19 protein-coding genes are annotated in these 21180 nt (G+C 63.9%); 6 read left to right on the top strand and 13 right to left on the bottom strand.

All coding sequences use genetic code 11. The annotated features are described in order from the left end of the window. Positions 1 to 318: 318 nt before the first annotated feature. The 4 genes from IEW02_RS23355 to IEW02_RS23340 all read right to left on the bottom strand — a co-directional run bounded on the left by IEW02_RS23355 (position 319) and on the right by IEW02_RS23340 (position 3398). Positions 319 to 555, bottom strand: a complete 237-nt coding sequence (locus IEW02_RS23355; RefSeq protein WP_188547500.1) for a hypothetical protein — start codon at positions 553 to 555, stop codon at positions 319 to 321. Positions 556 to 763: 208 nt separating this feature from the next. After that, positions 764 to 2278 carry a hypothetical protein gene (locus IEW02_RS23350; RefSeq protein WP_188547498.1) on the bottom strand — a complete coding sequence of 505 codons (1515 nt, stop codon included), beginning with the start codon at positions 2276 to 2278 and terminating at the stop codon, positions 764 to 766. Continuing rightward, positions 2275 to 2658 (bottom strand): hypothetical protein, encoded by a 384-nt coding sequence (locus tag IEW02_RS23345; protein ID WP_188547496.1) that lies wholly within the window; start codon positions 2656 to 2658, stop codon positions 2275 to 2277. Before IEW02_RS23345 ends, IEW02_RS23350 begins: the two co-directional genes overlap by 4 nt. 224 nt (positions 2659 to 2882) lie before the next feature. Further along, complete coding sequence (locus IEW02_RS23340) at positions 2883 to 3398, bottom strand: hypothetical protein (protein WP_188547494.1); 516 nt, start codon at positions 3396 to 3398, stop codon at positions 2883 to 2885. A 230-nt stretch (positions 3399 to 3628) separates the two neighbouring features. Between IEW02_RS23340 and IEW02_RS23335 the strand changes: the two genes are divergently transcribed. Continuing rightward, the gene (locus IEW02_RS23335) at positions 3629 to 3970 is read left to right on the top strand and encodes a hypothetical protein (RefSeq protein ID WP_188547492.1); all 342 of its coding nucleotides are present in this window, start codon (positions 3629 to 3631) and stop codon (positions 3968 to 3970) included. Here IEW02_RS23335 and IEW02_RS23330 read toward each other — a convergent pair. Beyond that, on the bottom strand, positions 3933 to 4523 hold the full coding sequence (locus tag IEW02_RS23330) for an ArsR/SmtB family transcription factor (protein WP_229746263.1): 591 nt from the start codon (positions 4521 to 4523) through the stop codon (positions 3933 to 3935). The two genes, IEW02_RS23335 and IEW02_RS23330, sit on opposite strands and share 38 nt — an antisense overlap. 245 nt (positions 4524 to 4768) lie before the next feature. Then, positions 4769 to 5434, bottom strand: a complete 666-nt coding sequence (locus IEW02_RS23325; RefSeq protein ID WP_188547490.1) for a class I SAM-dependent methyltransferase — start codon at positions 5432 to 5434, stop codon at positions 4769 to 4771. Between the two features lie 185 nt (positions 5435 to 5619). Between IEW02_RS23325 and IEW02_RS23320 the strand changes: the two genes are divergently transcribed. After that, positions 5620 to 6426 (top strand): HipA domain-containing protein, encoded by an 807-nt coding sequence (locus IEW02_RS23320; protein WP_229746262.1) that lies wholly within the window; start codon positions 5620 to 5622, stop codon positions 6424 to 6426. After that, entirely contained in the window at positions 6423 to 7226 is an 804-nt protein-coding gene (locus IEW02_RS23315) for a hypothetical protein (protein WP_188547488.1), read from the top strand. The genes IEW02_RS23320 and IEW02_RS23315 overlap by 4 nt, the downstream gene beginning before the upstream one ends. Before the next feature lie 568 nt (positions 7227 to 7794). Here IEW02_RS23315 and IEW02_RS23310 read toward each other — a convergent pair. The 4 genes from IEW02_RS23310 to IEW02_RS23295 are packed head-to-tail and all read right to left on the bottom strand — an operon-like array spanning position 7795 to position 12213. Continuing rightward, positions 7795 to 8586 (bottom strand): SDR family NAD(P)-dependent oxidoreductase, encoded by a 792-nt coding sequence (locus IEW02_RS23310; protein ID WP_188547486.1) that lies wholly within the window; start codon positions 8584 to 8586, stop codon positions 7795 to 7797. Between the two features lie 36 nt (positions 8587 to 8622). Then, positions 8623 to 9099: a DUF3237 domain-containing protein gene (locus IEW02_RS23305; protein ID WP_188547484.1), complete on the bottom strand. Its 477-nt coding sequence runs from the start codon at positions 9097 to 9099 to the stop codon at positions 8623 to 8625. Then, positions 9096 to 10688 carry an amidohydrolase gene (locus IEW02_RS23300; protein ID WP_188547482.1) on the bottom strand — a complete coding sequence of 531 codons (1593 nt, stop codon included), beginning with the start codon at positions 10686 to 10688 and terminating at the stop codon, positions 9096 to 9098. Before IEW02_RS23300 ends, IEW02_RS23305 begins: the two co-directional genes overlap by 4 nt. After that, the gene (locus IEW02_RS23295; RefSeq protein WP_188547480.1) at positions 10681 to 12213 is read right to left on the bottom strand and encodes an APC family permease; all 1533 of its coding nucleotides are present in this window, start codon (positions 12211 to 12213) and stop codon (positions 10681 to 10683) included. Before IEW02_RS23295 ends, IEW02_RS23300 begins: the two co-directional genes overlap by 8 nt. A 97-nt stretch (positions 12214 to 12310) precedes the next feature. On the opposite strand from IEW02_RS23295, the gene IEW02_RS23290 reads away from it, so the two are divergent. From IEW02_RS23290 to IEW02_RS23280, 3 genes are all read left to right on the top strand, one after another. Continuing rightward, positions 12311 to 12925 carry a TetR/AcrR family transcriptional regulator C-terminal domain-containing protein gene (locus tag IEW02_RS23290; protein WP_188547478.1) on the top strand — a complete coding sequence of 205 codons (615 nt, stop codon included), beginning with the start codon at positions 12311 to 12313 and terminating at the stop codon, positions 12923 to 12925. A 140-nt stretch (positions 12926 to 13065) separates the two neighbouring features. Further along, on the top strand, positions 13066 to 15951 hold the full coding sequence (locus IEW02_RS23285) for an aminotransferase (protein ID WP_188547476.1): 2886 nt from the start codon (positions 13066 to 13068) through the stop codon (positions 15949 to 15951). Between the two features lie 102 nt (positions 15952 to 16053). Next, positions 16054 to 17208 (top strand): alcohol dehydrogenase catalytic domain-containing protein, encoded by a 1155-nt coding sequence (locus IEW02_RS23280; protein WP_229746278.1) that lies wholly within the window; start codon positions 16054 to 16056, stop codon positions 17206 to 17208. A gap of 112 nt (positions 17209 to 17320) precedes the next feature. Here the strand turns inward: IEW02_RS23280 and IEW02_RS23275 are convergent, their stop codons facing one another. Genes IEW02_RS23275 through IEW02_RS23265 form a run of 3 tightly spaced genes read right to left on the bottom strand, consistent with a single transcriptional unit; the run spans position 17321 to position 21164 of the window. Continuing rightward, positions 17321 to 18724, bottom strand: coding sequence for an MFS transporter (locus IEW02_RS23275; protein ID WP_188547472.1), 1404 nt, complete (start codon positions 18722 to 18724; stop codon positions 17321 to 17323). Beyond that, the gene (locus IEW02_RS23270) at positions 18721 to 20256 is read right to left on the bottom strand and encodes an aldehyde dehydrogenase family protein (RefSeq protein WP_188547470.1); all 1536 of its coding nucleotides are present in this window, start codon (positions 20254 to 20256) and stop codon (positions 18721 to 18723) included. The genes IEW02_RS23275 and IEW02_RS23270 overlap by 4 nt, the downstream gene beginning before the upstream one ends. Further along, on the bottom strand, positions 20253 to 21164 hold the full coding sequence (locus IEW02_RS23265; protein WP_188547468.1) for a DODA-type extradiol aromatic ring-opening family dioxygenase: 912 nt from the start codon (positions 21162 to 21164) through the stop codon (positions 20253 to 20255). The genes IEW02_RS23270 and IEW02_RS23265 overlap by 4 nt, the downstream gene beginning before the upstream one ends. Positions 21165 to 21180: the final 16 nt, after the last annotated feature.

The raw sequence follows: 21180 nt of genomic DNA, 5'->3' as shown, positions 1-21180 counted from the left end.
GTACGAACGATCTCGGAGCGGACATATCGACCTCGAGGGTGTGCTCGATCCACCAGGCCCCCGACATTTGTCGCCTTCATATCGGACGACGCGGGTGCGCGCGAAATCCTCGCCATCTTCACGCACCCCTCTCTTCTTGACCTCGGATACCTACCAGGTCCTCAGCCGCACTCCTCCACCCGGACGTGACTGCGATGTCGTGATTCCCAGAGGAGAATTACTCCGTACGGGCGAACTATCGGTTACCACACGCACACGGTTCCCGGTCGGAGATGGGGACCGCTTGGCTGATCATGATCGATTGCCCCAGTGCAGACTTCACGGGTTCCGTCGACGCCGAACGATAGAGATCGCCAGCAACAAGCCCGCAACCGCGCCGACCACACCGCCGCCCGCGACACTCAACCACCACCCGTAATCGATCAACAACGGTTCGTCTCCCCCGACGTAGGCGAAGTTCACCCGCCGCGGGCGAACAACCGTGGCGAACACGGTGACGACAACGAGCAGACCCACAACGAAACCCGCCGCACACATCAGCACTTTGACCTTCATCGGTGCTCCATTCTGATTCTTGATCCCGCCCGGCTGATCAGCAGGCGCACAGGGTCGCGTCGTAGTCCCTAGTCCTTGCCCCACGGATACTGCGGACCGGCGTTGCTTCTCGCGGCAATCTGGATCGCTGGACGTCTCGGAGTTCTTACCGACCTGGAGCATTCACGCCAGCGGCACACTGCGGCCTCAAAGATTGGTCCCACGGCTTTCATGACCCCGCCCGACATCGATCGAGCACGCCCGCAACGTCCAGCTCGACCGGCGGTTGCATCACCGGACTGTCGACGCGGAACTGCTGGACCCCGCCGGCGGTGACCGACACCAGACCGTCGTCGTCGATGGTCACAGCAGGCTGGCTCGTCGACACCGGCACGCTCGTCAGCGGTCGAAGAGTGCGCCCGTCGTACACGGTCAGCAGCCAGAACTGCTCCGTACGCTCGAACGTCACCGGGCCGGGTAAGGGCCACCACCCGCCCGAGGACGTGCCATCGGGCGAATGACCGACGGTCCACAGGAACCGACCCGCCCGACCGCCGTGAAGCTGATGGCGTCCCAGCCTCTCTCCGACATCACGGACACCGAGACCAGGTTGAACGACACCCACGTCGACACCGCGGACGAGCCTCAGAGGCTCGCCCCCCAGGTACGGCCTGCCGTGACCGCGCGGGAGCAGCGCAATGTCAGGGCCGATCGTCGACTCCCCTGTTCGGGTGACCCGAACCAACCGGGCGACAGCTCCGCCGGGCAGAACGACAGCGACGAACCCCCCCTCGTCGGCGACGACAGAAGCGACGTACCCACCTACTGCTGCGACATCGACCGGTTCGACACCGGGCGAATAGATGCGCCACGTCGTTCCGTCGCCACAGACGAGCAGCGTCTCGCCGACCACCGCAGCGGCGTGGACCGCGAGATCGTCGACACGGATCGGCTCGTGACCGATTGCGATCCAGTAGGTTCCGTCGGGACCGGTCACCCAGCACCCTGTTGGCGTGGCACAGATCTGCCGCGCGACACCGATGCGTCCGGGCACCACGTGCTCCGCCACGACGTCATCGGCACCAATGCTCACGATCAGCGGCAGTTCGGCATCCGACACCCACAGCACACCGTTCGCCGACGAGACGCTCCCCGGCACGATGCTCGGCCGGGCAGGAAGCGGCGGCACATCGTCGAGATCGAGGTCGACGACCACACTGTTCTCCATGTCGGAGTATTCGGCGCCCTCAGCGGCGATCGCGTCGAAGCCGAACATCTGCGGGACAGAATCGACGTCGCGCAGGGTGCGGTGCCGCGGAACGACCGGAGCCCAGCCCGAACCCGGACGGTACTGATATCGGGTGCAGACCAACCGGACTCGGGTCACGCGTCCCCGGAACCGGCCGACCGTGTCATAGGAGAACACTCCCCGGAACTGCCCGGTCAGTTCGACCTCCCCCGTCCGCGGAGTGACGCCACGCCACGATGCGGTCCACCCGTCGTCGCGCAGCAATCCCTCCCACTCCCACCAGCCCTGCGAGTCGTCACCGGTGACCTGCCAGGTGGGGTCGTCACCGGACGGTTCCAGACGCGCCCGTATCCGAACAACGTCCGGCTCGTCCGCCGGGAGCTCGTGAAATCTGAGCGCCCCGGTCAGGACGGACCCGACCTTCGGTGGGTCGATCTCACCGTCACCGATGACCGACGCGGATACGTGCACCACCAACGTCCGACGGCTGGTCATTCGCGGGACCCCGGCGCGGCTCGGCGCCCCGACGCCACCATGGCGTGACCGATCGACCGGGCTAGCACGATCAGACCACCGAGAACCGCACCGCCGGCAAAGTTTTCGTTCACCGCGAGCCGGTCGTCGCACCGCGGACTCAGCACGTTGTCAGGGATCGGCTGCAATGTCGACCGCGGCTCCAGCGGATACGACGTGGGGAAACTGACCTCGAGGTCGGACGACGGGATCGGATTCAGAACCGAACCACATGCCACGAACCGTGGGTCCATCGTGTCGCCCACCGACGCGGTGACACCGCGGGTGATCTCGCGGGTGCCGTAGGCGATGGCCGACACCGCGATCAGGGCCAGCACGACACAGCACGTGACATGCCACATCGGGGCCAGTGAAGGGGCAGAAGACCGGCACTTCTGCCTCGTCCACACCGCGCACGCTGCAATGGCCATCGCACTCACAGCTGCTGTGAGCCACCAACTTCCGTCGACAGCCTATAGCATGCCGTACAGATACACCGGAGCCGACACCCAGAACAGCACCGTCCACACCCACGGCCGCTCGGAATGCCGCGGCTCCGTCGGAGCCTGCGCGCCCACCACGATTCTCAAGCCACCGTGAACCGCACAGTGTTCCCCGCCGGATCCAGCAACGTCGTGTTGAGCGGGGCATCCGTCGTCACCGTCAGCCCGGCGTTGCCGGATCCGATGTCGATCACCAACTGCTTCGTCCACTCACGGTCCGCCGGTGCACTCTCGCCCACCCGAGCCGACGTCAGATGCGCCAACCACGTGCCGCCCGTCGGCTTCGCACCGCTGTACGGGTCGACCCCCGGCGCATCGAAGTTGTTCATGTTCACGAACACCGTCAGCGGACACGCATCGGTGACGAACGTCCGCCATGTCAGCGTCACCACCGCAATGCCCGGCCGATCGTGAGGGGTGAACACATCTCCGCCCACCTCACCTACACATGGTAAGGACATCCCCCGCCCCAGCGACAGGTCGTACGGGAACGGCGTGAACTCCCGATGATGCGCCGACGCCACCCCCGGCACCCCCACACACAGCGCCGCAAGCGCAGCTCCGACAGCAGCAGTTCGGACGGTCCAGGATCGAATCACGAAACAGGACAATACGGTAAAAAGGTTCGCACCGGCAGCTATCGAAACCGGCCAGTCCCGCTCTTCTGATCATGATCAGGCTCGGGGCCCGGATCCAAAGCAGAGCGCGGGTTGACCTTAAGACCTGGCGTTCATGCCGGCGATGCGTTCCCGTGTTCTTCACCCCAATCGCCGAGGGTTCGCAAAGCATCGTTGAGGCTTTGCCCTAGGGCAAAAATTAATCGAAAGTCTTGATCCTCCACACGGCCGTTTCCTCCACCCAAAGCCCCACGGTCGGCACGCAATTCGTCAAACCGATTTCGTTGCAGCGGTTATCGATGGTTGTCTATCGCGACCAGAGCGCGTCGCGCATCGCCGGCGTTTTCGACTGCGCGAACGAGTTCGAGCCAGGCCTCCTGCACCCGGCGTTCCTGGCGGCGGAGGTCGGCTCGAGCCCGCGCCACGCGAAGTCGGTCGGTGCGTTCCATCTGCTGTTCGCGATCCTGCGCCAGAATCCGGAGATGGTCGTGCGGATAGAGAGGGTGCATCGTTGCCTCACATCTGCGTCGGGAATCCGTGGAGGAGAACCATGACGGTTGTCGCGCCCTGTGCCTGCGTGTTCGCGCCAAGCGCTCGATACCGTTCGACCACTTCGAGGAGCTCAGCGCTCAGCGCTTCGGTTTGGGACGGGTCGAGGTGAAGCAAATTGTCGGCACTGAAGCCTGCGTCGCTCCACTCGGGTCCCCAGGAAGCGGCCGTGCGACCGTATTCGGTCAATCGTGACCACCGATGCTCGAGCATCACCGCTTTGGCCGCATCGGCTGCCGTGACCCCGTCCGGCGAATCACTGAAATCGGTTGCAGACCAGGAGAATCCCTGCGACGTCGTGCACCACCAACGTTGGCGGCCGTCGCCACTCGCGTTCTCGGTCTCCTCCGCGAAGCCGCTGTCGGCCAATTTCCGCAGGTGGTAGCTGACAGAAGCCGGCGATTCGTCGACCATCTCCCCCAATCGTGTTGCGGTCAAGGGTCCGTGCGCCTTCAAGGAGTAGAGCAGTCGCATCCGGATGGGATGGGACAAGGCCTTGAGTTCGACCAAGGTCGATACCTGTTTGACGTTCTTCCGGGGCTGCTGGCGTTCTGACACCGACCCACACCAACTTCGAAAGATTTATTGCGCAATAGTTCTTTCGAATATTCGGTGAGTCGAGTGCCGCCCCTTCCGCCCGAGCGCCGGTATGTCCCAGAGGAAGTGATCATGCACGGTCACGCGGTCAACGAGGGTCACGACCATTACCTCTTCCGGTCCGACTACGGTCTCGCCGCTACCGACATCAAAGTCGATGTCGGTAGCCCGGAGCGCTTGCCGAGCGACATGACGACGAAGGCCCCTCAGTCACCGGCCATTTCACTTCCGAGCTCGTTCATGAAGGTTGCGCGCCATCTGTTTTCAGAGGTAACACGTTCGATTCGAGTTGCTGTCAGTGCTGTCGAGGCGAACGATTCGATCTCCTCTCGTGTCAACGGCCACGGTGGTCCCTCGACCTCGACACCGTCCTCACGAATGCCTGAGACTACGAGCAGTGACCCTCCCGGTGCGACCGTCGAAGCAATTGCCGCAACGGCGTTCTGTCTCACCCACACCGGCATGGACTGAACCGTGATGGATTCGATCACCACGTCGAACGCACGTAACCACCGTTGTGGCAGGTCGAGGACGTCTGCCACCTCGTACTGCACGACAGACTCGGGAAACCGCGCGTGCGCGGTGTCGATCGCTGTTTGTGAGATGTCGAAGGCTGTGGTGTCGTATCCGAGCGAGGCAATGAACTCGGAATCCGTTCCGTAACCGCACCCGACGACGAGCGCTCGACCTCGATGAGGTGCACGGTCACGAATCCAGCTTCCGATCAACGCATTCGGTGCCGTGCGGTCCCACGGGACGATCGCTCTACCTTCGGCCGCCTCGGTGTACAGCTGCTCGAACCACCCAGTTGGATCACGCTTGTTGATGGACTCCGCGGCGAGTCTGCTTGCGTCGGCATCAGGGTTGCTCACGGGACGGTTCCCCTTCCTAGTGTTCGGATAACAGCCTGTGGCATTACTCCACGCATCCACCGAAGTGAGACTATTTCGTGGTGCATCTTCACCGGTCGGCACCTTGGCCACTGTTCGCCGTCCGGGACATCTCAGACTGGATTGTGGTCAGCCAGGAGGCGCGAGGTCTCGATCCGAAGGACTGGGTGGCACTGCCAGAAGACGCCGGACGAGACGGTCAGTCGTCGTGGTGGTTGTTCAAACCGATCAAGAGGGCAAGCTACCGCCGGTGCGACGACTCGTCGGAGAAGATCGCCTCCGAACTCGCCGGCCTAATCGGGCTACCCGCCGCGAGGGTCGAACTCGCCTCACGCGGCCACGAAAGCGGGATCATCTCTCGCAACGTCACACCGGACGGCTGCTCGCTCGAATCCGGAGACACACTCCTCTCCGAGTTCGGCGATTACCTGTCCTGCGCCGGCGACGATCGCCCGAAGAACAGGGTCGGCCACAACCTCGACAACATCGAGCGCCTCCTCGACGGTGTTCACGCTTTCGGAGCACTTGCATCGACGACGAGCGGCTTCGGGCTGTTCGCCGGCTACCTCGCATTCGATGCCTGGATCGCCAACACCGACCGACACGCCATCAACTGGGGAGTCCTAACCGAAAACGACGACGGCGCCCGCTCACTGGCTCCGTCGTTCGATCACGGGAGCGCCCTCGCCTCCGGAGCGCAGGAAGAATTCGTTGCAACACGAGACGCCACGGAATACGCCGAACGGGGCATGGCGCACCGCTTCGAGAACGGTCAGAACGTTCCTCTGGTGAAGCTGGCGAAAAATGCAGTGGCTCGGGCTGGGGCGAGCGGTAATCAGTGGATCGAGCGAATCGGAGAGCTGGACCCCGATGCTGTCCAGTCGGTCGTGCACGCTGTCCCGGGAATGTCCGAGGTCCGACGTACCTTTGTCAGTACGCTGTTGAACACGAACCAGAGGAGGTTGACAGCATGACCACCACTGTCGTCGACCACCGGCCGGCGGACGCTCCCCAGACGCTGAGCCGGCTGCTCGTCACCGTTCGCGACCCCGACACACGCCAGTACGTGCCGATCGGCTTCCTCCGCCGCACGCTCGATTGCTTCGAGTTCGCATACTTGGAGTCTGCGCTCGCGCGGGACGATTTTCGGCCACTGCCCGGGCTGACGCATGCCACACAAGCGCCGATGCGCAGCAGCCAACTGTTCCCCGTGTTCGCCGAACGCGTCGTCTCGTCGCGTCGGCCCGACCGCAGTGCATCGATGAATGCACTCGGTCTGCCGATGACGGCCGCTCCGTTCGAGGTACTCGCCCGCTCGCACGGACAACGAGTCGGTGACACGATCGAACTGCTGCCTGCCCCCACGGCAGGACCCAGCGAGTCGGTGTCGTTCCCCTTCCTCACACACGGTGTCCGCCACCTGGCACAGATGGAGCAGCAGCGCATTGCCTCGCTCTCCCCCGGCGACGCCCTTCAGCTGGTTCGGGACAGTTCGAACCCGGTCAACCCGCATGCGTTCCTCGTCACCGACGACGGCGAGATCCGGCTCGGTTGGGTCCCCGACCCGTTGATCGCCGTGATCGAATCGCTGACCGACACACGGTTGACGGTGGAGCGCGCCAACGGACCCGAGATCGGATTCCACTTCCGACTTCTCGTCAACATCGCTGGGCGGACCCCCAGCAATCGAGGACTGTTCGACGGTCCGGCGTGGGCCACGCGCGGGGACGCCGACGCTGACTCGCCGGCGGACCCAACCCAATCGAACGGATGAAAACCCCGGCACTCGACACACGAGGACCAGGTCATGACTTACTCATGACTTTCAGCGCGAATCCACTTGAACGCGAGTGAATTCAACGGGAATTATCACCGAATAGACACCTGTTCAGACGGACTTTAGCGAGTTCACACGGACGAATCGAGGGTCGCCCGGCGTAGACACTGGGTCCGGGGTTCGAGTCCCTGTGGGCGCACAAGAATGGCCCTCTGACCAGCGGAAACGTTGGTCGGAGGGTCTTTTTCTTTGGGCTACGGCACCGTAGGTCATGACTTACTCATGACTTTCAGCGAGTAAGTCATGAGTGAATACCGGCCGAAACGGTCAGTCGGTGGCACGTTTCCCCAGGTCGCGCGGAATCGGCGCCATTTCGGACACTCGACTCCCAATGCAGTTGTCCAGTGGTGAAAATCCGCCACGGTCAGTCCCCTTCATGACGTGGCGACCGCACAGATAGTCCCTTTCGAGGTGACATGCCCGCGGCTGACGGTCATCACGACGAGGTCACTGCGACGGTGCAGTTTCCGCACTCGACACAGTTGACTCCTGCTCATGCAGTGTTTCAGTACGCGCGGACCCCACGCTCTTCATCGATGGAGTTGCCGCCATCGACGACGAACACCTGACCGGTGATGTACGACGCCGCGGTAGAGGCGAGGAACGCCACGAGCGCGGCGACCTCGTCGGGCCGACCAGAACGTCCCAGCGGGGTGGCGGCTCCCATCGCGTTCTCGTGCTCGGTCGCCGATCCCGTCGCAATCCAGCCAGGGGCAACGATATTGGCCGTGATACCGCGGAGGCCGTTGTCGATCGCGATCGATCGAGTCAGCCCAACCAGCGCAGCCTTGGCAGCGTGGTAAGACGCATCACCGCGGTACGCCATCACCGATCCCGACAGAGAACCCACGCTCACGATTCGACCGAACTCCTGTTGTGCCATCGGCGCCAACGCGGCTCGTGTGACGAAGAAGTTCGTGTCGAGGTTGCGGGAGATCGCTGCCTGCCACTGAGCATCGGACGTGCGATCTGCCGGGGTCTGATCCTCACTCCCCGTCGTTGCGGTCATCCCCGCATTGTTGACGAGGACGTCGAGCCTGCCGAAGTGCTCGAGTGCGTCCCGGACGAGTCGCTGCGCAGTAGACGATGCGGTGAGATCGCCGATGAACCCGACTGCGTGCGCGCCCGTGGCAGTCAGCTCGGCGACACGCTCGTCGATTCGTGTGGAAGTCGCCGCGATCAGCAGTGAATGGGTGGGTGCCAGTGCCTTCGCACAGGCGAACCCGATGCCATCGGGGCTGCCTGCACCCGTCACGATTGCAACCGGCCTCGGCGCGTCGAATGCTCTTGTTGCCACTGTTTGATACCCCTCGATCTCGTTCTCCGTGTGCGATCAGTGCAACCAGAAGAACCGGATGCAGATCTGACCGCCGTCGTTTCGGGCCATACCGACGAATTGATTTTCTGCCAGCCACCGGTACTGCGTTGATTCGGTCTGAAATACCGGCGCCGTGCGGTAGTAGTACTCACGCTCGTCCACGAATTCGCCTGCCGCCAAACGCGCTTCGACGCCGGGATCCGCGCGATAGTAACCTCGATTACGGATGTCGATCAGCGCTCCGTCCTCGGCGCGCAGCACGTATCGTGCGTCGAGCTGGACGGTGTCTCCGCGCTCGACGAACCAGTCACCGCCGTGGGGAAGCACTGTGCCCGTCATCTTGGGGCCGGTCACGGTCCCGCCGGTGATAGCAACGAAATGCAGCACTTCTTCTGCGCTGCGACCGATGCGCAGTTCGTCGGCAACGTTCACCCTGACTTCGAACACGAAGTCGAGCGTCGGGTGCGGCAGATCGTCCCGAGACGAGGTCACCGTTCGTACACCACGGTGCCGGCGACGACAGTCGCGATGATCGGCAGCTCGGGCAGTCGATCGGCAGGTCCCGACAGGTCGCCGTCCATCGCTGTGAAGTCGGCGGGACCGCCGACGACGATGGTTCCGGTGCCGTCGGTGAGACCGGCCGCCGACGCGGGGTGGGTGGTGTATCCGTCGAGTGCCTGCTGTGCCGAAATTGCCTGCCGCGGTTGGCGAGGCGGATCGGACGGCCGGTCCGCCGGCCGCCGTAGTCGTGCGTCGGCCATCACGATGCGTGGATCGAAATGTGCTACGGGCCAATCCGATCCGAGTGCGACGGTGACCCCGAGATCAAGAAGCTCAGCCACCGGCCAACCGCGGTCGATTCGGTCACGACCCATGCGCTTCGACCAGTCGTCGGCCTCGTCTGCGCGGGTGTATCTCGTGCAGTGCGTCGGCTGCATCGAGGTGGCGATGTCGCCCGCGGCGGCGATCGCCGTCAGATCCTCCGGGCAGACGGTCTCGAGGTGCTCGAGGCGGTGCCGAACACCGTCTCCCAGCGCCGTCAGAGTTCGGACACAGTGGTGCACAGCAGCATCGCCGATCGCATGGGTGGCCGTCCTCACTCCACGTGCACTGAGCCTTGCCACGACCTCTGCGTAGCGTGCCGGGTCGGTCCACGACGGACGGGTCCCGTCGCCGTACAGATCCGGGTGACACAACCATGCCGTGCCGCCTTCGACGGTTCCGTCCATGAACAGTTTGGCGCCCGCGTACCGCCACCGGACACCGCCGGTGCCGTGAACCAATGCTGCCAATTCGTCCACCCGTTCGGCGGGGTGATCCGGCTGAACCCATCCGTACACCCAGAACCGCAATCCTGCGTCATCTTCGTCGAGCGCCCGGATCATGTCGATGGTTCCGGGGAGGTCGTCCATCACGTGGACTCCGGTCAGTCCGACGGACGCCATCTCCTCGGTAACGCTGTGCAACAACGACTTCGCGGAGTCGGGATTCGGTGCGGGTGCCACGCTCTCGACCAGATGGATGGCGGCTTCTTCGATGAGGTGACCGGTGGGGTTTCCCTCGCTGTCCACTGCGACCCGTGCAACGCCGTGATCGAAGGCTTCTCGGCCGCTCACGCCGGCCACTTCCAGCGCCGCGCGGTTGGCCAGTGACGAATGTGCGTCGTAGAACCGGATCAGAACCGGTGTCGTGATGGAGTCGGAGATGGCGTCGAATGTCGGCGGATTACCGCCGAAGACGTTGTGATTGAGGCCCCATCCGCGGATCCACCCGTCCACCGGGCTCGCCTCGTGCAGAACGCGGCGAACGTCGTCCAGGCTCTCGCACCCGTTCATGTCGACACCGAGCGACATCAGTGCGCCTTGAACCACGTGTGTGTGGGCGTCCACCCAACCCGGGGTCAGGGTGCCGCCTGCGAGATCGACAATTCTTGTTCCTGAACCGCTGATGTCGAGGATGTCGGCTGTGGTTCCGAGGGCCACGACCCGGTCCCCGCGTACCGCAACAGCCTCCGCAGACTTCGTGTCGCCGGCCTGTGTGAGTACGTGTGCGTTGATCAAGGCCAGGGTGGCATCAGTCATGGTGAGCTCCATCTGCGTTTTCGGTGAGGTCCATGGTCGGAGCGAGCGTGCGTCGCACGGACTGCGAGTCGGGAGCGAGATCGGAATCGATGTCGGTACTTCCCAACCCTTCGTACACGTCGGGGCGGCGGGCGCGGATCCACAGTGCAAGAAGAGCTCCGAGGACGAACACGACGATCGGCGCACCGACGGCAATGGTATTGACGACGGGACTGTCGGAGAGGGTGGCCAGCTCGATTTTGTCGATGACCAAGTACAGCGCGACACCGAACAAGAGGAAGGCGACGACACCCGCCACAGCCGCACCTCGATCGTGTACCGCGTCTCTACCTCTCACGAAGAAGACAGCGACCGAGAGGGACGTCAGCCACTGCAGTGCGAGAATCCCCACGGTGCCCGTACTTGCCGTCCACGCGGCCAATTGCAGCACCGGGTCGACGTCGGAGACCGCGAAGCACAACACGGCGATCACTGCGATCACGGACTGCGTGACGCTGGCGATGTGCGGAGAGAGATGTTTGCTGTGGACGAAGCTCAGCCGGACGGGCACGATCCGCTCGCGCCCCAAGGCGTACCCGTAGCGCGTGATCGCGTTGTGAAAGGCAAGCAGTGCGGCGAGAGCACTCGAGACGATGAGTATTCGCATGACATCGGTTGCCGCACTTCCGACGTAGGTGTCCATCGCGGTGAAGAAGTAACCGGCAGGATCGGCTTCCGCCGTCTGCACCGCGTTCGCGGGCCCGAAGGCCATGACTGCTACCCAGACGATGAAACAGTAGAAGACAGCCAGGAACACGACGGCGACGTAGGTTGCGCGCGGTACCGTGCGATCCGGCCGAACGGCCTCGTTGCGGAACAGGGCGGTGGCCTCGAATCCGACGAACGCCGCGAACGAGACGGCGAGCACTGCACCCATCGATCCGGTGAAGACGTTGTCCGGCTGGAACGGTTCGAGAGAGAGACCGGTTGCGCCTCCTTTCGCGATGACACCGACGGCTAGCACCAGGAGAACGACGACTTCCAGCACGAGCAGCACTCCGAGGATTTTTGCTCCGACACGAACGGAGCGGTATCCGAGGACGGAGACAATGGCCGCGGCGACCAATGCCCAGACCCACCACGGCAAGTCGACTCCGATGAAGTCGTTGACCGTGGCTTCTGTGACGGCGCCGAACAGTCCGTAGACGCTGAGTTGGAGCAGGGTGTAGCACACCACTGCGACGAAGGCGCTGCCCAGTCCGGCGATTTTGCCGAGTCCTTTGCGGATGTAGGAGTAGAACGCACCGTTGTTGTGGACGTGTTTCGCCATCTTGGTGAATCCGACGGCGAACACCATGTTGATCAGGCCGGCGGCCAGGTATCCGGCCGGTGCGCCTATCCCGCCCACCAGCAACGCAATTGGAGCCACTGCCACCATGACGGTGAGGGGCGCCGCCGCGGCGACGACGAAGAAGACGATGTCGCGCGAGTGGAGGCTGGCGCGATCGAGGGCACTCGGTTGCCCCGGTTGGTGGGGAGTGGTCATGGTGGGCTCCGTCCGATTAACCAAAACTGTTTTGGTTTTGCTGTAATGTAAACCACAGTCGTCGGCTTGGATAGCCCTGGAGAGAAATGGGTGGAATGTGGCAAGACCTCGCACAGCACTACTCGACGTCGAGCGCATCGTCGACGAAGCGCTTCGAATCTCCGATGCCACAGGCGATTTCACCGTCACCGAACTCGCATCGAAGCTGGGTGTACACCCGTCGTCGCTGTACCATCATGTGTCCGGGCGGGACCAAGTCGTCGACCTCATGCGGGCGCGGATCGGACGCACGATCGACAACTCGGCCTTCGGGACCGTCCCATGGGACGAAGCCATGAGGCGCCTGGCGTGGTCGTACAGATCGGCCTTCGCCCGCCACCCGGGGTCGATTCGTCTGCTCGCAACAGCTCTGGTCCGCGACAAGGAGTCACTGATGGAGTACGACCGATTCGCGAACGGTCTTCATACGGCGGGCTTCTCGTGGCCGGAAGTGCTACCCATCATCATCGCGTTCGACAACTTCGTCCTCGGATCAGCGCTCGACATGGCAAGCGGAGGCAACAACCTCTACACGCCCGACCCGCAGACGCACCCCGCGCTGTCGGCGGCGGTGGGAGCCCCGGAGAACCCGGCAAACCCGACCGATGTGGCGTTCGAGACAGGGCTCACCGCCATCCTCACCGGTCTGCGACACAAGCTGGACAACCGCTGACTCACACCGTCGCGCCTGGCGCGATCGTGCCGTTCGAGCTCGATTCAAATTCCTCAATGGTGTTGTCTGCCCGGACACCGCCTACACGTACATCATCGTCGGAAGCGGAACCCTGTCCGGCAACGAACGGAGCAAGACTCATGGCTGACACCGTTTTCGACTTCTTCGAACACTACGAGCTCCCCACCCCAACCCTCGGAATCGACGAGGTGTGCGAACTCCTGCAGGAGGGGTTCGGGCTGCGAGCCAGGGTCACCGAATTGGGAAGTCAGCAGGATCAGAACTTTCTTCTCCGCGGCGAGAACGACTCTCCGATCGGGGTTTTGAAACTGAGCAACCCCGTGTTCAGCGAAGCCGAGATCGCGCTGCAGGACCTCGCCGCCACCACTGTTGCCGAACGGAACCCGGGCACGCGCACTCCAAGGGTGGTTCAGGGGCCACGTGGGCCGATGTCGATGTGGCTGAACACGTCGCAAGGACGTATTCACGGCCGCGTCATCGAGTACATGGCGGGTTCGACGCTGATGGGTTCGGGCTACCTCTCCCCCGCGACGGTAGCGCGGATGGGTGAACTCGCCGCGACAGTCAGCGTCGCACTGTCCGACGTTCGACATCCGGCGTCCTCGCGTGTGTTGCAATGGGACCTGCGTCATGCCGACCGCGTGATCGGAGCACTGCTATCGGATGAGCCCGACCTCGACGTGCGTGAATTCTGCTCTGCGATAGCCGAATCAGCCGGCCGACAGTTGCAACCGATCAGGTCCCTCCTGCCCGTCCAGATCGGTCACTTCGACATCACGGACGACAACGTCATCGCCGCCTCGACGCCAGGAGCTCTCCCGGACGCGGTCATCGATTTCGGCGATGTCGCCGAGTCGTGGGCGGTGAGCGAGATCGCCGTGACACTCTCCTCGCTCCTGCACCACGACGGCGTCACCCCTGCCGACGCCGTACCCGCAGTGCGTGCCTTTCACGCGATCCGGCCGCTCGGTGAGATCGAGGTCGACGCACTGTGGCCTCTGGTCGCCCTGCGCGGTGTGGTGCTGGTCCTCAGCGGGCGAGCGCAAGTTCGTCTCGACGCCGACAACTCCTACGCCGACGAGGCACTGGACCGCGAGTTCCGAATCCTCGAACACGCTGCGTCGGTGCCCTTCGAGGTCATGGCGCAGGTGATTCGTCGCGCAGTGGGTTTCGCCCCGCGCGCCCAGCCCACCTGGAACATGGCCCCCCTTCTCGGCGGTGTGGGCACGCCGGTGATTCTCGACGCCGGCACCACGGCCCCGCTCAACGACGAAGGCCGCTGGTTGCACCAGGGCGCGCTCACCGACGCTGCGCTGACCGAGCTGGACGGCGGCGCGGCGGCGGTGGTTGCACCGGCGTGGACGCCGCGGCTCACCGGCGCTCCGGCTCGAACCCCCGACGCGCCTGCGACCGTTCCGACCGCATTGACGGTGTGGCTTGCGCGCGACACGCCGATCGACGTTCCCCCGGGTGGCCGCCTCACGTGCACCGAGAGCGGCGTGAGCGTCTTGGTCGACCAGCACATCGTGAATTTCACCGGCGTCCCGGACTCGACCGCCCAGCGCGGTCTGCTTCCAGCTCGCATTCCGATCGAGATCCAGTTCACACGCGCAGACGCCGGTACCGTCCCGCTGCGGGTGGCCGCAGCATATGCACCGGGGTGGCGTTGTCTCGCAGGCGATCCCGCGCCGGTCGTCGGCATGCCGCCGTCCGACGTCGACGACGTCGATGACACCCTCGCGCGCCGGGAACGCGTGATCGCAGAAGTACAGGAGCACTACTACGCTCAGCCCCCACGCATCGAACGCGGGTGGCGGGAATACCTCGTCGACACCGACGCACGCGTCTACCTCGACATGGTCAACAACGTCGCCTCCGTCGGACACGCTCACCCGAAGATCGCCGAAGCGGCCCACCGTCAGCTCCGACTGCTGAACACCAACTCGCGCTTCAACTACGCAGCGATCACCGCATTCGCCGAGCGCATCGCCGCGACGCTCCCCGATGAGCTCGACACCGTGTTCTTCGTCAACTCCGGTTCGGAGGCAACCGATCTCGCGATCCGAGTCGCGATGGCAGCGACCGGGCGCAGGGACATCGTCGCGATGCGCGAGGCGTATCACGGGTGGACCTACGCCAGCGACGCAGTGTCGACCTCGATCGCCGACAACCCCAATGCGCTTGCCACCCGCCCCGATTGGGTGCACACCGTCGATGCGGCCAACTCGTACCGCGGAGTACACCGAGGCCCGGACGCAACCCGTTACGCCACCGACGCCGTTCGAGTCATCGACGATCTCGGCGTTGCCGGAACACCACCTGCCGGGTTCATCTGCGAGCCGTACTTCGGCAACGCGGGCGGAGTCGCGTTGCCCGACGGCTACCTGAAGCAGGTGTACGCGGCCGTACGCAGACACGGCGGCGTCACCATCTCCGACGAGGTGCAGGTGGGGTACGGACGGCTCGGTGACTGGTTCTGGGGCTTCGAACAGCAAGGCGCCGTCCCCGACGTCGTGGCAGTGGCGAAATCGGTCGGCGGCGGGCAACCGATCGGCGCCGTCATCACTCGTCGCGAGATCGCCGACCGGTACCGCTCGGGCGGGTACTTCTTCTCCTCCACCGGCGGATCACCATTGTCGTCGGTGATCGGGCTCGCGGTTCTCGATATCATCGAGCAGGACGGTCTGCAGGAGAATGCGCGTGTGGTGGGTGGACACCTGAAGTCGCGGCTCGTCGTCCTTGCCGAGAAGCACTCGATCGTGGGCACCGTGCACGGATCCGGCCTCTACCTCGGGCTTGAATTCGTCCGCGACCACGCGACACTCGAACCCGCTACCGAGGAAACACACGCGATCTGCGATCGACTGCTCGAACTGGGCGTCATCATGCAGCCCACCGGCGACTACCAGAATGTCTTGAAAATCAAACCGCCGCTCTGCGTTTCACGAGTGTCCGTGGACTACTTCGTCGACGCCCTGGACCGCGTCCTCACCACTGGTTGGTGATAGTTATTGCGTATCGCCGATGCTCGATTGCGTATTGGACGACTCCGAGGCGTGCGTCACACAATTGAGGCTCACGATCAACGAGGAGCCTTGATGAACCACATGCGCGTCGCCCGCCTTCACGAGGTGGGCCAACCATTCCGGATCGACAGTGTCGAGGTGCCCGATCCGGGACCACGGGATGTCATAGTCGAAATCAAGGCATGCAACGTCATTCCGAATCTACGAAACGTCGTGACGTCGTGGCCGGAGTGGTTTCCGTACCTACCTCTGCCGGCGCTTCCCGCAATCTTCGGTCTCGATGCCGCTGGAGTCGTCAGCCGCGTCGGCGCGCAGGTCCGCAATGTCAAGGTCGGTGAACGGGTGTACATCAACCCCGGCCGACATTCCGGGGATTCCTACGCGTCGAGGGGCGGTGACCCGCTCAACGACCCCAGCTTCACCTTCCAGGGTTATTTCGGTTTCGGTCCCGATTCGCACCAGATCTACCAGGACTACCCCTATGGCGGTTTCGGCGAGTACGTGATGACTCCGGTCGACGGGTTGGTGACTCTTCCCGACTCCGTCACCTTCGAGCAGGCGTGCCGCTTCGGTTACCTCGGTACGTCCTACTCCGCGTTACGTAAAGCGGACGTCAGGGCGGGGTCGTCGGTCCTGATCAACGGCGGCACAGGGACTCTGGGGGTCGGGGCCGTGCTGAACGCGCTCGCGATGGGTGCTACTCGCGTCTTGGTCATGGCTCGCGACCGCGCGCTGCTCGAGCGAGTTCGGCAACTGGACCCCCGCCGTGTGCAGGTGCATTCGCACGGGGACGGCGATGTGGGCGAGTGGGTACTGCGCCACACCGATGGCCTCGGCGCGGACGCATTCGTCGACGCCGTCGGCCCGGGCGCCCCACACGAGATCACGCTGTCCGGCATCGACGCGCTTCGTCGCGGCGGCCGGATGGTCGATATCGGCGGGATGTCGGAGACATTGCCGCTCAACATGTTCAAGCTCATGTGCTTCCAGATCAGCGTGATCGGATCGAACTGGTTCAGCGTCGCCGAAGGTCAGGACATGGCGCGCATGGCGGAGGCGGGCACCCTCGACCTGTCCGTCTTCGAACACGAGGTCTTCGCCCTGTCCGAGGTCAACGACGCTCTCGACGCAGTCGACAATAGGAAGGGTGGTTTCACCAATGTGGTGGTGAACCCGTCTCTCGCCTCCGAGAAATCTGACGCTCAGTTGTCAACGGCAACAGCGACAGCCGGCTGACGACGCTCCCGAGTCGACGGTACAAAACGATCCCCCGCCGTGTCGACGGCGGGGGATCGTTTGTCGCTGGAGCCGACCGGTCAGACCCGAACAGGTCCGAGGAGCGGGGGCCTCACTGCTTCCGCGCTGACTGCGCGGAACGACGCTGCGCGTGCGTGTCCACGGACACTTTGACCGTGTTGTTCTCTTCGTCCGAGACCAGTTGTTGCGCCGCACCCTTGCGTCCCCACCCGCCGGGTATCAGAACGACCGATACGATCGAGATCGCCGACACCACCAGCAGGTAGAGCACGATCGCGTTGCTCGACTTCGTCGCGGCGTAGAGGGCTGTCGCGATCGTGGGCGCGAAGGCGGATCCCAGCACCTGAGACAGGGTGTATCCCAACGATACTCCGCTGTAGCGGACGTCGGAGTCGAAGATCATGGTGAAGAGTGAGCCGGTGACTCCGGCCGCCGGGGCCATCGCGATGCCGAAGATCAAGACCAGCGCCAGCACGAAGTTCCACGGGTTTCCCGTGTTGATCAGTGCGAACGCGGGTGCGATGACGATCGCCATCGACGACGCCCCCACCAGATACAGAGTCTTGCGTCCGAAGGTGTCGGACAGTGAGCCGAAGATGGGGTACAGGATTACGGCGACGATCCCCGCGAGGAACACCCCTGTGAGCGCAAAGGTCCGACTGATTCCTGCGTTGGCGGTCGCACAGGAGATGAGGTATGCGCTGCAGATGTAGGCGAAGACGCCTTGGCTCAAGTAGGTTCCTGCGACGAGCAGTATCTCTCTCCAGTGACGACGCACCGCGGTGACCACCGGTAGCGCGACGACCGCGTTGCGCTTGCGTACTTCGGCGAAGTCGGGGCTCTCGGCGAGCGAGAGCCGGATGAACAGCCCGATACCGATCAGGACGGCGCTGAACAGGAAGGGCAGGCGCCAACCCCAGGACAAGAAGTCGTCGTCCGGAAGTTGGGCGACGAGCAGGAATGCCAAGGTGGCCACACTGGTTCCCGCCGGCGCACCCATCTGTGAGAAGGCGCCGAAGAATCCTTTTCTCGATTGCGGGGCATGTTCGACCGCCATCAAAGTCGCACCGCCCCACTCGCCGCCGACCGCAAACCCCTGCAGAAGACGCAACACGGTCAGCAGAATGGGTGCGGCGATACCGATTTGGTCGTACCCGGGTAGCAGACCCATCAGCATGGTCGCCGATCCCATTCCGACGAGGGAGAGCACCAGCATCTTCTTGCGGCCGATTCGGTCTCCGAAGTGCCCGAACACCACACCGCCCAACGGGCGTGCCAGGAAACCGACGCCGAACGTAGCGAACGAGAGCAGAATCCCCGTTGCTGCATCGACACCCGGGAAGAACAACTTCGGAAACACCAGCGCTGCAGCGGTTCCGTAGATGAAGAAGTCGTAGTACTCCACCGTGGTGCCGATGAAGCTTGCCACCGCAACGCGTAGCGGCGACGTCCCGGTGGCGCCCACTGCTGTTGTCTGACTTGACGATCCTGTCATGGTGTCTCTCTCGGAAGTTGAGGTAGATTCGGGTATACCGACGAGACGATCCCGGTGGAGGTACGACTGTTGAAGGACAGGGTTCCGTCGATTCGGCGAAGGACGGCGGCGCCGTCCATGTCTCGCAGTTCGGCGGGGAGAAGTTCCTGCTCGACGTTCTGAAAGGCGATCGGACGAAGGAACCTGCGGATAGAAGTCGCTCCCACCGACGTGTGCTGAGAATTGGTGGTCGACGGTGATGGTCCACCGTGATGCATGCTCGCCGTCACCGCGACACCGGTCGGATACTGATTTGCCACGATGCGACCGGCCTTGGGGGCGATCGTGTCGAGAATCCATGTGGTGAAATCGCGTTCGTGTTGTTCGGTATGGAACGTCGCCGTGAGGGCCGGATCGACTCGGTCGAGCAGACCTGACAGCTCGTGCTGGTCGCGGTATCGAACGACGACGGCAGTCGGCCCGAAGCATTCTTCGAGAACCTCATCGCCGAGGAGTGCCGGTTCGCACTCCCATAACGACGGGGCAGTCGCCGTGTCCGACCCCGCCAGCCGCGTGAGCCCGGTTGCATCCAGTAGCCGACCGATGCCGGCGACGAAACCGTCTCGCACGGGACCGGTCAGGAAGGCCGATTCGGGGCGGCTTCCGATTCTGTCCGCCAGCACGTCGACGATTCGCTGTCCGGACGGGGACGCGGGAAGGAACACCAGACCCGGCTTGGTGCAGAACTGCCCGTTGCCGAGGAGGACGGAGTTGGCCAGTCCGTCGGCGATCGCGTCGGCTCGTGCGTCCGCAGCACCCGACGACACGAGGAAGGTGTTCTGGCTGCCCAACTCGCCGAAGAACGGAATCGGGTGGGTGCGTGCGTGGGCGAGTTCGGCGAGAGCCTTTCCGCCCGCAACGGACCCGGTGAAGCCTGCTGCGGCAATAGCCGGGTGAGAGATCAGCGATCGACCCGCCTCGCGGCCGTGGACCAGACCGATGATGTCCTCGGTGATTCCACTGGCACGCAGTGCGTTGCGCGCGATGCCGAGCACCATGTCGGACGTTCGGGGGTGTCCCTGGTGCGCCTTGACGACCACAGTGCATCCCGCCGCCAACGCCGAGGCCGTGTCGCCGCCGAGGACGGAGAAGGCAAGCGGGAAGTTGCTGGCGGAGAACACCGCGACCGGACCGATGGGGACGAGCCATCGCCGAATGTCGCCGCTGATGGGGACGGGGGCATCGAGGTTGGCGTGGTCGATCGCCACTTCGAGATACGTACCCTCCTCGACGACGTCGGCGAACATACGTAATTGATGCACTGTTCGGGCCAGTTCACCGGTCAATCGCGTTGCGCCGAGCGCCGTTTCGGAATCGACGATGGGGATCAGATCGTCCGCGGAGCGGTTCATCGCGTCCGCGACCGCGCGCAGAGAGTTTGCACGATCGGTTCGGGACGTCTTCGCCCAGCTCGCTGCCGCACGTGCTGCCGCGTCGACGGTGGCCGCAATCTGCTCGGCCGGCGATTCCAGGAGGTGAGCGATCTCGGTCATCGCGACGCCACCGCGGGCTCGACTCCGAGCTCCCTGTCCGCCGCGATGCCCATGCCCGTGATCCACTCGGACACGGTCTCGTAGCCGATCGTGTCGAGCGGTTCGCCGACCGTGGCTGCCACTGCGATCCATGTGCGCACCTCGTGTGCACCGGTCCCCGCAGTTTGAATGTCGTCGTGCGTCATTCGCGAGATCGCGTCGAGGTCACCGTCGGCGAGGAGACGCAGCATGTTCTTGTCCCAGTCCGGCCTGATGGCCTCGATTGCCTTGCCCATGTTGTCGGTGATGAGCGCCTGACGCTCTGCTTCGGGCAGCTTGTGCGCGCCGGGAATGAGCGAGGGCGGCGAGTGCGAGAGTCCCCCGGATCCGATCACCAGTACTCGATCGTCGGGGGATGTCGAGGTGTCGAGGAAACGGCGTGTGATCCCTCCGAGTTGGATCACGCGTGAGGTGGTCGCGAGTGGGCGGTCGATGCAATTGACGACGACAGGAAGCATCGGCACCGCATCGAGTCGCCCGAACAGATCGGTAGTCGACTGTCCGAAACCATGATCGAGCTTCAGCTCCGGCGCGAGCGCTACTTCGACACCGTTGTCGGTGGTGAACTGCACGTAGTCTCGGACGAGTTCCGAGGGAATGTCGTAGCGCGAGCTTGCGGTGTTCCAGTCGCCGTAGCCCGTGGCGGCTTCGACCGCGGTGAATGCGGGCGCGATGCCGGCCAGTGCGCGCATGTGGTCGGGGCCGAAGTACACGACCAGGGTGGGATCGTAGGCCTGCACGGCGCGCGCTGCCGCCTCCACTGCGATCCGGAATTTCAGACCTTGCGTGTGCTCGACGTCGGCCAGCATCTGGGGGCTGTGGGAGAGCGCGATACCTGCCAGTCGCGCACCCGATTGCAATGTTGCCATGTACTTCCTTCGGCTC

Source organism: Rhodococcoides trifolii (assembly GCF_014635345.1).
In the GTDB taxonomy this organism is placed as follows: Bacteria; Actinomycetota; Actinomycetes; order Mycobacteriales; family Mycobacteriaceae; genus Rhodococcoides; species Rhodococcoides trifolii.
Note: the sequence above shows the minus strand (reverse complement) of the source record. Positions and strands in the feature narration are given on the sequence as shown.